At 31.6% G+C, this 12670-nt stretch carries 14 protein-coding genes and 1 pseudogene; 14 read left to right on the top strand and 1 reads right to left on the bottom strand.

The window, feature by feature from the left end; genetic code table 11:
• Positions 1-4: 4 nt before the first annotated feature.
• From cysT to BAU23_RS29915, 14 genes and pseudogenes are all read left to right on the top strand, one after another.
• Complete coding sequence (gene cysT, locus BAU23_RS21045) at positions 5-832, top strand: sulfate ABC transporter permease subunit CysT (protein ID WP_001227881.1); 828 nt, start codon at positions 5-7, stop codon at positions 830-832.
• Positions 833-843: 11 nt separating this feature from the next.
• Complete coding sequence (gene cysW / locus BAU23_RS21040) at positions 844-1701, top strand: sulfate ABC transporter permease subunit CysW (protein ID WP_000433836.1); 858 nt, start codon at positions 844-846, stop codon at positions 1699-1701.
• Positions 1702-1713: 12 nt separating this feature from the next.
• A complete protein-coding gene (locus BAU23_RS21035) occupies positions 1714-2787 on the top strand; it encodes a sulfate/molybdate ABC transporter ATP-binding protein (protein WP_000027107.1) in 1074 nt (357 codons plus the stop codon).
• A gap of 446 nt (positions 2788-3233) precedes the next feature.
• Positions 3234-3449: an HNH endonuclease gene (locus tag BAU23_RS21030; RefSeq protein WP_001163233.1), complete on the top strand. Its 216-nt coding sequence runs from the start codon at positions 3234-3236 to the stop codon at positions 3447-3449.
• 29 nt (positions 3450-3478) lie between these two features.
• The gene (locus BAU23_RS21025; protein ID WP_000516242.1) at positions 3479-5149 is read left to right on the top strand and encodes an outer membrane protein assembly factor BamB family protein; all 1671 of its coding nucleotides are present in this window, start codon (positions 3479-3481) and stop codon (positions 5147-5149) included.
• 438 nt (positions 5150-5587) lie between these two features.
• A complete protein-coding gene (locus BAU23_RS21020) occupies positions 5588-6439 on the top strand; it encodes a leucine-rich repeat domain-containing protein (protein WP_002074873.1) in 852 nt (283 codons plus the stop codon).
• 54 nt (positions 6440-6493) lie between these two features.
• A pseudogene (locus BAU23_RS21015) lies at positions 6494-6772 on the top strand (ribonuclease E inhibitor RraB).
• A gap of 260 nt (positions 6773-7032) precedes the next feature.
• Complete coding sequence (locus BAU23_RS21010; RefSeq protein ID WP_000178873.1) at positions 7033-7497, top strand: DUF6882 domain-containing protein; 465 nt, start codon at positions 7033-7035, stop codon at positions 7495-7497.
• Positions 7498-8072: 575 nt separating this feature from the next.
• Positions 8073-8492, top strand: a complete 420-nt coding sequence (locus BAU23_RS21000) for an Imm44 family immunity protein (protein ID WP_071735103.1) — start codon at positions 8073-8075, stop codon at positions 8490-8492.
• A 352-nt stretch (positions 8493-8844) separates the two neighbouring features.
• The gene (locus BAU23_RS30300; RefSeq protein WP_165615102.1) at positions 8845-9006 is read left to right on the top strand and encodes a hypothetical protein; all 162 of its coding nucleotides are present in this window, start codon (positions 8845-8847) and stop codon (positions 9004-9006) included.
• A 280-nt stretch (positions 9007-9286) separates the two neighbouring features.
• On the top strand, positions 9287-9724 hold the full coding sequence (locus tag BAU23_RS20990) for a hypothetical protein (protein WP_000543778.1): 438 nt from the start codon (positions 9287-9289) through the stop codon (positions 9722-9724).
• A 92-nt stretch (positions 9725-9816) separates the two neighbouring features.
• Positions 9817-9996 carry a hypothetical protein gene (locus tag BAU23_RS20985; RefSeq protein WP_002074862.1) on the top strand — a complete coding sequence of 60 codons (180 nt, stop codon included), beginning with the start codon at positions 9817-9819 and terminating at the stop codon, positions 9994-9996.
• Between the two features lie 67 nt (positions 9997-10063).
• The gene (locus BAU23_RS20980) at positions 10064-10993 is read left to right on the top strand and encodes a hypothetical protein (RefSeq protein ID WP_000517500.1); all 930 of its coding nucleotides are present in this window, start codon (positions 10064-10066) and stop codon (positions 10991-10993) included.
• A 98-nt stretch (positions 10994-11091) separates the two neighbouring features.
• Positions 11092-11937: a hypothetical protein gene (locus BAU23_RS29915; RefSeq protein WP_071735102.1), complete on the top strand. Its 846-nt coding sequence runs from the start codon at positions 11092-11094 to the stop codon at positions 11935-11937.
• A gap of 46 nt (positions 11938-11983) precedes the next feature.
• On the opposite strand, the gene BAU23_RS20970 is transcribed toward BAU23_RS29915, so the two are convergent.
• Positions 11984-12529, bottom strand: a complete 546-nt coding sequence (locus tag BAU23_RS20970) for a TetR/AcrR family transcriptional regulator (protein ID WP_071735101.1) — start codon at positions 12527-12529, stop codon at positions 11984-11986.
• Positions 12530-12670 lie beyond the last annotated feature (141 nt).

Below are 12670 nucleotides of genomic sequence, written 5' to 3'. Positions count from 1 at the left end.
TTATATGAGGAAGAAGCGTGTTTTACCAGGGTTTGGATTATCTCTTGGATTTACAATGCTATATATGAGTTTATTCGTACTTATACCACTTTCTATCGTATTTATTCAAACTTCGCAGCTAGGCTGGAAGAAGTTCGCACAAGTTATAACGAGTGAGCGCGTGTTGCATTCCTATCAAATAAGTCTCACAACTTCACTTGTAGCGGCAATCGTAAATGCCATTTTCGGTTTATTAATTGCCTGGGTACTCGTCCGCTACACATTTCCAGGGAAGCGGTTATTAGACGGACTAATCGATTTACCATTCGCTCTTCCGACTGCAGTAGCTGGTATTACACTTACGACGCTTTATGCGGAAAATGGTTGGATCGGAAAAATATTTAGTGTGTTTCATATAAAAGTAGCTTTTACTCCGCTCGGCATTATTGTTGCGCTTACGTTTATTGGCTTGCCCTTTGTCGTTCGGATGGTGCAACCAGTGCTGCAAAGTATTGATAAAGAAGTAGAAGAAGCAGCTTCTAGTCTAGGGGCATCACGCTTCCAAATATTTTTGAAAATCATTTTACCAGAAATATTCCCGGCTCTACTTGCTGGTTTTTCACTCGCCTTTGCGCGGGCGTTAGGAGAATATGGATCTGTCGTGTTCATTGCAGGTAATATGCCAATGAAAACAGAAATTGCACCGCTTATGATTATGACGAAACTAGAACAATATGATTATGCAGGCGCAACAGCTGTAGCGGCTGTGATGCTTATTATTTCTCTCCTTTTCCTACTACTTATTAATATGATTCAAACTTGGAGTAGAAGGCATGAACTGAAAAGCGAATAGGAGGGGAGAAAATGGAACCAACATTATTAGAAAAGAAAATAGTAAAAAGCGTATCAGTTAAAAAAGAATCTAAGTTTGTACCAATTTTATTCATTACGATAACAATTTTATTTTTATCTCTCTTTCTATTACTGCCGCTCGTGACAATTTTTATGAAAGCGTTCGAACGAGGAATTGATGTATATATTGCCGCTGTAACAGATCAAGAAGCATTTTTGGCAATCAGGTTAACACTTCTCGTTGCTTTAATCGTTGTGCCGCTGAATACGATATTCGGAATAGCAGCGGCTTGGCTTATTACAAAGTTTCAGTTTAAAGGAAAGCAACTATTATTATCTCTTATTGAACTGCCGTTTGCTGTATCACCAGTCATTGCGGGATTAGTATTTGTTTTACTTTTTACACCTCGTGCAGCCTTTGGCGGATGGTTAATGGAACATGGGATAAAACTCATCTTCTCTGTCCCCGGTATTATCATTGCGACAATCTTTGTTACGTTTCCGTTCGTTGCGCGTGAATTAATCCCGGTTATGCAGGCGCAAGGAAAGAGTGAAGAAGAAGCAGCTCTATCACTTGGCGCAAGCGGCTGGAAAATGTTTTGGCGCGTTACATTACCTAATATAAAATGGGGCCTTTTATACGGCATGATTTTATGTAACGCCCGGGCCATTGGTGAATTCGGAGCGGTTTCCGTTGTGTCTGGTCACGTGCGCGGCGTTACAAATACGATGCCGCTTCATATTGAAATTTTGTACAATGAATATCAATTTTCAGCAGCGTTCGCTGTGGCGACTTTAATGTCACTCATCGCAGTTTTTACGCTCGTTATAAAAAACTGGATTGAATGGAGAATGGAAAAACGACAATAAGGGGTGAGTGCGATGAGTATTCAAATTCAAAATGTGTCAAAACAATATGGTACATTTCAAGCGCTGACAGACATTCATTTGGATATTCCAAAAGGTGAACTGGTCGCTTTATTAGGCCCATCAGGTTCTGGGAAAACGACGTTATTACGAATTATTGCAGGATTAGAAGAAGCGGATGGAGGCACTATTTCATTTGATGGAGAAGATTTAACAAATATTCACGTGAAAAACAGGCAAGTCGGTTTTGTTTTTCAGCACTATGCACTTTTTAAACATATGAATGTATTTGAAAATGTCGCTTTCGGTTTAAAAGTAAGAAAGAAAAGTATAAGGCCCTCAGCAGAAGTAATAGAAGAAAAAGTAACAGAACTATTGAAGCTAGTAAAAATGGATGGTTTCGCAAAACGTTATCCAGCGCAATTATCTGGCGGACAACGTCAACGTATCGCGCTAGCCCGGGCACTTGCAGTAGAACCGAAAATTTTATTGTTAGATGAACCGTTTGGTGCACTTGATGCAAAAGTACGGAAAGAATTGCGAAGATGGCTCCGGAAACTACATGACGAATTTCAAATTACGAGCGTATTCGTAACGCATGATCAAGAAGAAGCGCTAGACGTTGCGGACCGCATCGTTGTAATGAATGAAGGGCGCATTGAACAAATGGGAACACCGGAAGAAGTGTATGAAAAACCAGCAAGTCCGTTCGTATATGACTTTTTAGGAAACGTGAATTTATTTCACGGCCGCGTTCATAAAGGTAAGCTAAATGTAGGATCAGTGGAACTAGAAGCACCAGAGCATAAGCACGTTTCAAACGTAGACGGAGTGGGATACGTAAGACCACATCACTTATCAATCGATCGTACGAAACAAAGTATAGATGCCATCCCGGCGAAAGTAACATACTCTCACGCAGTTGGCCCTGTCGTATATGTAGAATTGAAGCGAGACGGAACAGATGAATATTTAGAAGCGGAAATTAGTAAAGAACAGTTTAGAAAGCTTAACATTCAAACAGGTGAGTTTGTATATGTACATCCGAGAGAAGTGAAGGTGTTTATTCCGGAGGATTTTGTGATTTAATAATAAGGTGCAGTCCCTATATGAGTACGTATAGGGGCTGCATTTTTTTGTTTTTGGGATAAGGATTTTTAGAAGAAATTGATGCTACTGATCGGTATATTAAGGGGAATAGGTAATGAAGGAAAGAGATTTTATGGGTTTAATTTCTTGTATTCCCCTTATTTATTAAACGTAAATAAGGTAGATAGTACACCTTGTTTAATAATTATTTGTATATAAATATATTTTAATTAAATGTAATGAATTATGGAATAGAAAATGGAAAATTGTCGATAAAGAGTCGGAATTGATATCTTTCTTTAAAATCTTCCATTTTTTTAATTGAGTTTCTTTCTAAAATTCATTAAATTCTTAGATAAGAAGAAAGAAGATGTCTTTGTATTACCGAAATCGTATAAGAATGAGTCAAATATGAATCAACAATCAGGAGAGGTTGTTGCATACATATGCAGGGAGTTTATGAAGCTTCCACAATATTATTGGAAAAAAGTAATGCATCCCAATTTGATTATTTAAATAAAGAAGCATATAAGAAATATCAAAGTAAGTTTAATATAGCTGAGTTAAAACTAATACGGTCTGGAAAAAATCCAAAAAGTTATACGTGGCATCACCATCAAAATCCAGGAGACATGCAATTAGTTAATACTTGGACACATTAAAAAACTGGCCATACTGGAGGTAGGGCATTATGGGGAAAATAAAAGAAGGATTTAATATAAAACTGGAATATTTTAATGAAGACGAGTTGGAAATGTTAAGAGGTAAAATAATTTTCCTCATAGATGAAAAAATCATTTATGAAGAAGAGACTAATATTATAGAGCCCTTAATACAATTTTTTGATGTGTGGGTAAATCTTTTAAAGTATAAAGAGGCTACATTATTCTTAGATAACTATGAGAAGACTCTAAGATTTATTCAACAAGAAAATATGATTAATATTAGTAGTAGTAAAGAAATTATTTCAGTTGAAAGAGTACAGTTTTTTAATGTTGTATTTGATTTTTGTAAGGAGCATATAGAGAAATTAATTAGTAAAGTACCAGAAGATTTTAATTTGAATGCCGCTTATAAACAGATAATTGACTTAGAAAATCTAGATGAGGACTTCATTACTAATGGAAACTTGAATGTTTATCGGAAATATTCAAGTGAAAGTCGTTATGAAATAAGCTGGAGTGACCTGAAAAATGAAAGGAATATAGAAATTCTTCCTCAATTCTCAAGTGACAACGACTTTTTATATGTTGGAAATGGACCAGCGCATAAGTTTAGTAAAATAGACATGTTGAATAAAAAAACACTTTGGACGGAACATCTCAATTTTGTTGAGAGTGGAATTGTATTCTGTCAACAAGATGATAAGGTTTTTGTAGGAGATATTAGTAGAGAAGAGGAAGAATCAAAACTTGTGTGCATGTCTGCAAAAGATGGAAAGAAATTATGGGAGTTAGAATTGGAAGGAGAAATAAAAGGGGTTTATCTCCTACCAAATAATGTATTAGACGTAATGGTTGTGATGGATTACGGTTTGAACATCATATTAGATATTCAAACAGGAAAAGAGAAACAGACTGTATATACTGGAATTGGTGGAGAAAATTTGAAGGTGCGACTGTTTTCTGATTATTATGTTCTGATAGGAGAATGTTATGAAGAAGGAGAAATAATTGATCCCTATATAGTTTGTATGACAGCTGTTGACTTAAATAGTAATATTTTATGGAGAGAAAATATTGATTGTCGCCCCAATACTCCTACATATATAGAAAATCATATGGCTTTAATAGTGGGAATGGAGCGTATTCAAAGGTGGAATTTGAAAAAAGAATCACCAGAATTAATCTTTGAGATAGAGATTGAAGAAGAGGATTATTTATATGTGATAGCTGATAACTTAAAGATAGGTTTGGTTAGACATATACCTGATATGGACGATGAAGCAGAACGGAAAACATGTCTTCAATTTTTTGGAGTAGACGATGGCAAAGAAATATATAAATGCTTATTATCAGGTGAAATACAACTTGAACCTAACTTAGTTGATAATATGTGTGTTGCAGTTATGAAGAATGGAAAAGTCTATTGTATAGATTTAGTACATAACCAAATTAAGTGGGAAACAAGGTTTGGACATGACGTGATAAGAGCTCCGAGATATGTGGAAGGTAAGATCTATATGTCTTCACATGAACTTGAAGTAAAATGCTTAGACATAAAATCTGGTAAGGTAGAATTCACATTATATTTACCAAAGTTTATTTTGGATTCTGATTCCATATATGAGGTCATTAAAACAAATAACTTATTGTATTTTACTTGTATTAGTGGAAATGTGTTTGAAGTACGCGAAAGATAACAAGGTATTTAGAAAAAAGAGAAGCTGTATAGTTCAAACTGTGCAGCTTCTCTTTTTACAAATAAAAAAACGGTGAGAACTAATATCTATCAGCAATAGTTAATATAGATTGTTAATGAATGTCTTGAAATCAGGAGTAAGTTCTAAAATAAAAGTGTTATCACCCTATTCTAAATCTATATATATGTTAGTTATGATGGATGAGGAACGCAAGTTGTAGGGTAATATATAATGAAAGACTATTTTAAATTAAATTTTAGATAGTCTTTTTATTGTGAAAATAGGTGTTTGGATTATTGCTATTAAGATGATATAAAATGAATTAATATGCCATTCTATTTGTGAAAATAAGTATAATGAGGAGAATAACCTCATTTGTATAGTAATTATTTTTTTATAGAACATACGACACATAAACATGATATTAAGGAGTAGTAGATGAACTTAAAATACAAAAATGGTTTTTATGTAAGAGAAGATGAACATGGGGAAACTGTATTAGTATCTCAAAAAAACTTAGGTGAATGTATAGAATATATTAATATGTTTAATATTTCTGGAGTGCAAATATCTGATATGTACTATGAATTGGAAGATATTAACTTTTTAAGTGAGTGTGAAAATATTACCCATTTAATGTTAGATAACATGTTTTTAAAAGATGTATCTAGTATATATAATTTGAATAAACTTCAAGATATAGCAGTAATAGACTCTAATTTTAAATTAGAGTTAAATAAATTAACAAACTTAGAGAGCTTGGCGATGTACTGTGATAAAAAAGTGACAGGCTTAGAGGAACTAACGAATTTAAAATCACTTTCTTTATGGAAATACAATCCTAAAAATAGAGACTTGAAGGAATTAGAAAAATTACGAGGGCTAGAATACTTTAAAATTACTCAATCAAAAATTGATTCACTTAGTGGAATTGAAAGTTTCGGAAATTTAAAGTCTTTACAATTATTTTATCTTCGTACATTAAAATCAATAGAATCTCTAAAATATACAAGTGAAAAATTGACTAGTTTGGAAATTGAGATGTGTAAAAATATAGAAACATTCTGTAGTATTCAATATTTAGAGTCTCTAGAAATATTACGTTTATTAGACTGCGGAGATATACCAACAATAGGTTTTATAAAAAAATTAAAAGAACTAAATTGTTTTTCTTTTGTAGGTAGTACTGTTGTCGATGGAGATTTAAGTTTTTGTGAAGGAATAGAATATGTGAGCTTTACAGATAAGAAACATTATTCACATAAAAAGTTATCTTTTAAAAAGGTATAATGAAAGGAGAAAAAAATGAAATTCCCAAAAGATGAAGATGGATAAGTATTAAATATGTTATATAAACAAGGTATAGATTTTAATAAAAAACATATAGTGGATTTCTTTATTGCAATTCCTGATTAAGGTAATGGAGAAAAAATAATTGGCAAATTACAAGAGCAGGGCTTAAATTGTGAATTAGATTATAATGAAGAATTTGAAGATTGGACTTGTACTTGTTCTAAAGAAATGTTCTTAATTTATGAGGATATTGTAGAGATGCAAAAGGAATTGAATAAACTGGGTGAAGAGTTTGGTGGATATACAGATGGTTGGGGGACATTTGTGTAATAGTGAATTTACTTATCGTGATAAAATAAATTAGACTGAGTAAAGAAACTATTTATGGAAACAAGAGCTTATATAAGCTCTTGTTTCTTTGTATATATTAAGATAGCTTAGTGGTAGAAACGTATATGATATGTGGGGGACAGTCTGCCCATAAAAGCCCAATTGGTGAGGGCTGATTAAAGTTTCACTTTATATAGGTTTTGAGAGAGTAAGATATATTGTTTGTAGCGGGAATCTTGAAGTAAAGGAGCGTGTGATAATTGACAATGACGGATGAACAATTCGAGAATTATCTTGGTATGTGTTATGACAAATTAGAAAGTAAACAGCAAAAATTCATTTCGGATTATAATATCTATAACTTTGATGAGTATTGGTATGATCAAGATCAATGTATATTACAGTTTAAAAAAAATGGTCAAGTGTTACTTGAATTTAGTGTTGTTTTTATAGGTTCTTGGTCTGGAAAGAGTAACAGTTGGATGTGGTCTTGGGCTAATGAGAATGTGGCTGATTATGCAAGAAGTAAGTCTAACTGTTTGAAAGATTTACAAAAGATTACAGGAAGTGAGGTTTTTATAAATTCACTTTTTGAATGCGATCAAGAAATGGCGTATGAGCTAGCAGCCTTTTCCATTGAATATTTAGATGCAGAAGGAATATATATAGCACCAGGTGAGAGAAGTGACTTGTTTATGGCTGTTATGTTACCGAATGGATTGTAAGTAGAGCCTACTAAAAATATAGATAAGGTCCTTTAAAAAATAATAATAAAGTAGGAGAGATATATGGAAGACATTTTTTTTATGGTACTGTGTTTTTTTATAGCCTGTGGAATTATAATTTTTGGAATTATAATAGATAAAGAAACTTTTAAAAAGCAGCGTGTTAACTCACTGCTATTTTCTTTATTAACACCATTCCCAATCGTACTGTCTTTCAGTTTTTATTTGTTTAAGGTATTTTCGATCGGTGTAGGAGCAGCTATATTATATTCGATTTTTTATGATGTATATAGTTATTTTTAGTTATAATTTATTATTACTTAGTGTGTAAGTACTTGAGAGGTTAAGAAGAAAATAATTATTGATGATAATATAGAGATTTGTAAAGAAAGAAGAGCTGAAAGTGGCTCTTCTTTCTTTTTGAATCGTGATTCAATGAATTAAATTTTAAACGAGACATTACAAAATGGAACAAGTAAATCATACACATACGATGGATTTGGAAACCGTACTAGTGTTAAAATGGAAATCGTCCCCCGCTAAATAAAAGCGATTATTGAAAAGGGTGAGTGATTATGAGGTTTTTTTTAAGTGGTGAATTAGAAGGAGACATTGCTGAGGAATTTATAAATATAATTTCAGAAATCAGTAGTGACCTTGAAAAATTAAATAGTAATAATTATGGTAGCGAAGTAGAAGAAATAGCTATAATCCCTATAGTAGTTAACATAAATCCGGAATATGAAGATGCGGGTTTTCATAAAGAAAGAAAGCTCTTTAAAAGGAAGAGTAAAGAAGCAGATTTTAGATTAAGGATTGATTATGAAACATTTTTGTTGGCAGATGATTCAGGGAGAAAAATATTAATAATCAAAAACATTATTCAATCTATTAGGATATTGGGTAAGAGGGCAAAGTCTGATTTTAATGCAATAAAGTTAGAACAAGATATTTTACAAGTTTTTGATATTAAAGCGAGTTTTCTCGAATTATGATAGATTTTCTTTTAGATTTGTGTGCTTTTTTTATAGGTATTAGTTTTATATGGTTAGGATTAAAAATAGATAAAAAGACTTATAAAGAAAATCGTATGTTTATTGCATTGTTCAGTTTGACAAGTGCGTTTCCAATTATTCTAACTATAAGTTATTATTTGTTTAGAATATTTTCGATAGGTTTAGGCGTTATAATAGTTTATTTATTCTTTACTGGAGAACTTTCGTGAGAAGGTGTGAAGTATGAGGGGAAATAAATAGAGAAATGATTTTTAGAAAGAAGAGCTTATATAAGCTCTTCTCTCTTTATATATGTCATGGTGATGTAAAAAATTATTTTTAAGGAGAAACCATGGACACATACATTGAAATACACAAACCTGCAACGGAAAATAACGAATATTTTCTAGTGTTAGATGTACATGATAATTTTGAAAATGAGTATTATATAGTATCTTTACGTTCGGAAAAGCAAGTATTTGTTTGTTATGCGGAAGAACGTATTATGGAATAAATAGCAGTAGGAGTATAAAATTAGAACTATTTATAAGTGCATCACAGTATTATTTAGATAATTAATGTGTTTATTTTTTATGAAATAGATTTGAATGGATTAAAAGTGTTGTAGTAGTAACTACTACGCTTTTTTTTATCGTTTTAAATATCTTTCTAAAAACTTAAAAGAAATAGAGCTTCGTCTTATTATTAATAAAAATAAATGAAAGTAAAAGGGAAACAGGTAACGGTTACGTATGTGAAGAAGAGAAGATATATATCGAATGGGTGGTGAAATAATGCATGATTTGTTAAAAGATGAAATTTATCGAGGAGATATTGGAAATGCGATAGCACATGCAAATAAAATAAGTATTGAGGAATTAGAAGACTTATTAATGGAATGGTCTTTTAATGAACCGAATATTATTGTATACACTTTCTTGACTAGTTATTTAGAGAGTCGAAGTGATGTTAGATTACATTCACTAGCATCAGATATTTTATGTCATCCACTATGTCATTTAGAGGGGGCATATGTAGCTGCTTTTTATCATGCAAAGAAGTGTATAGAATTGGAACCTAATAATATGCAATATAGAGAGTTTCTATTGTTTTTTGCTGGTATTCCAGAGAATGTTTTTGAAGAAAAATCAGCTATGAATTGGGCAAAAGAAATATTAAAAGATGACCCAAATAATGAAGTAGCTAAAAATTATATAAAAGAGAATTTATGAAAAATGGATGTTCAGTTGAATATTTAAATTCATAATAGAAACGTGATTTCTAAAAAGAAGAGCTGACGTAGGTTCTTCTTTTTTTATGGATTATGATCCAATGCACTAACGTTTTAAACGCGACATTACAAGAGGGAAGAAGTGAATCTTGCATATATGATAGTTTTAGAAACCGTACAAGTGTTAAAGTTGTAGAGAGTGGAAAAGAAATAAAGTCTGTAACAGCAACATTCAGTGATGGGAAGCAGCTTGGATCGATTGTAAAAGTATAAATAAAAAGAAGGTTTCCAGGAGTGATAGGAATTAGATTGTTATTGATTCATTGGAGGTTTGTTAGTTGTGGGAAAACTAGTATTTAATAAGCGGATGGATTTTTCATATATAGAAGGAGAAATTCTCTGCATTACAACGGGAAATAAACAAGATATTATAATTTTAGTATTGGATAAAAAGGTTACAGACATTTATCATTATAAAATTATACACTCGTTGAAATCTGGCGTTTTGAAACACTATACTATAGAAAATAATCAATATTTTAACTTCATTCAACCTTTAGGAGAAGATTGGGTTTTGGTTAAAAGTTTCGTTGAGAAAAAGGACGATACAACGGCTACAATTTTTGATAAAAAAGGAAATATCGTTGCTTCATATTACTTAGGAAATGGAATAAAATATTTTCAAGTTGATGAAGAAGAACATTTATTGGTTGGATATAGTGAAGAAGGTATATTTACTTCTGTAGAGGAATTGTTTATTTCAGATGAAGAATTTGATTCGATAGATTGGGAAAATATATATGATATTAATAAATTTGAAAAGAGCGGATTAGCTATTTTTTCTAAGAATGGCGATTTAATTACTAATGAATTTAATAATTCAATAAATAAATCTATCTGTGATTGTACAGCGATACATATACAGAAGACAGGTGATATTTTAATGTCTTACTATAACGAGCAAGGAACGTATACATTCACACAAATTAATAAAGAACGGTGCGAACAAGTTATTCTGTATGAAACAACATTGAATCATACATCACTATATTTAAAAGTACAAAATAATATTATCTTTGGTGTAGATAACAATCAAATACATGCATATTCACTTGTAAATAAAAAATTAGCAACTCTGTTAACAGTAGATAGCGATGGAAAGCCTATTCAATTTGAGTATATTTTTTCAAGGGATCAAACAATATATGCTGTTAAAGGGAAACGAATATTTTGTTGGGAGCAATATGGGATTTTAGAAGAGGGAGAATAAATAGAGAAGTGATTGAGAGCGAGCGTCAAACTTATTAAAAGTATAGAAGTTTGACGCTTATTTTTATGTTTAGAATCAATGAGAGGATTTTCATCTATATGAAAGGTATTATATGTAAAGAGTTAATAAGTTTTAAGTCTATTGTTGAAGCCTATCAGTTTAAAAAAATGAGTTTGGATTATAAACAAAATGTAATGTTACTAGTACAAGACAAGCAGAATCGACCTTGTATTATTTATTTGGATAAAAATAATGTAAATAGAAAGAGTTTCAATTTAAACGTAGATATCGATGTTGAATCTGTCCAATGTATGCAACGAATTGGAGAGAGATGGTTACTTATATTTAATTATGAAGAAGATAATGCGGTTATTTATAATTCGGACGGAAGTGAACATTGTAAGTTTTATGCCGGAGAAGGGATTCAAGATTGTCAGGTTGATGTGAATGAAGATATATGGGTTAGTTATTGTGATGAAGGGGTTTTCGGAGAGTGCCCAATTGGAGTAAATGGTATAGTTGCTTGTGACTCTAAAGGTCAATTGATTTTTGATAGTTATGATCAATATGTAGAAAGGTTTAATGTACCTCCTATAGATGATTGTTATGCAATGAACGTTATAGATGGAGACGTTTGGCTCTATTATTATTCAGAATTTCCTTTAGTTCAAATGAAAGATAAAAAAATTCATATGTCATGGAATGAAATAAATGTAATTAAGGAAATATGGTCGGAAAGTTTTGCGGTCGCTCAAGATAAAGTAGTATTCATTACTCGAGATAAAAAGTTGGTTGTTTATGATTTAAATAATAATCATGTGCATGATATGAATCTTCGTAATGAACTAGGAGAACCGATTCAATTTGTTACTTATTATAGCCGCGGATCTGTTATGTATTTTCAGACGGATGATACGCTGTATTATGTTGAGTTACTTAAATAAATATAAAAAGTGCACCCAACAATTCGGGTGCACTTTTTCATAACCGTTATATATTCCTCTTCATCAATTCCCCGACTTGCGTCGCAACATACTCAACATCATTATCAATTTCGTCTAATACGTAAGATTCTAAAATGCCCATTACAGCAGTTCCTAAAAATTTTAAAACGATGTGTGTATCAATGTTTTTATTCACTGACGTATTTGTATTTAGTTTTTTCTCTAGTTCACCCATGATAAAAGTTAGTAACTTTTTCTGAAATAATAATGTGCTGTTGCTTCTAAATAACGCTGCGAAAAATGGTTTGTGTTCTTTGAAGTATTCAAACCATATGACAGTTCCTTCTATATAACCTTTTGTTTGTTTTATATCGCATATTTCTCTTAATTGATTTAAATGGTTGTCCACAATTTTGTCTAATAAATTGTATTTATCTAGGTAGTGTAGGTAGAAGGTTTTTCTCCCGATGTTTGCTTTTTCTGTAATGTTTTTTACTGTAATTTCGTCAAAGCCATCTTCAATTAACATTTCTATAAATGCAGATTGAATTGCGGTTTGTGATTTTATAATTCTTCTATCGATTTTCTCCATATGTTCCTCCGTTCTTTAATACACAAATCTTGTAATGTGTGTATTAATACTCGAATAATTAAATGTGGTCATTGAAACGGATTCATGCTCACTTTATTATAAATATACACGTGAGTATTAACTCTCACAAGTGTAAAACAG

The sequence above is a fragment of the Bacillus nitratireducens genome (genome assembly GCF_001884135.1).
Taxonomy (GTDB): Bacteria; Bacillota; Bacilli; order Bacillales; family Bacillaceae_G; genus Bacillus_A; species Bacillus_A nitratireducens.
Note: the sequence above shows the minus strand (reverse complement) of the source record. Positions and strands in the feature narration are given on the sequence as shown.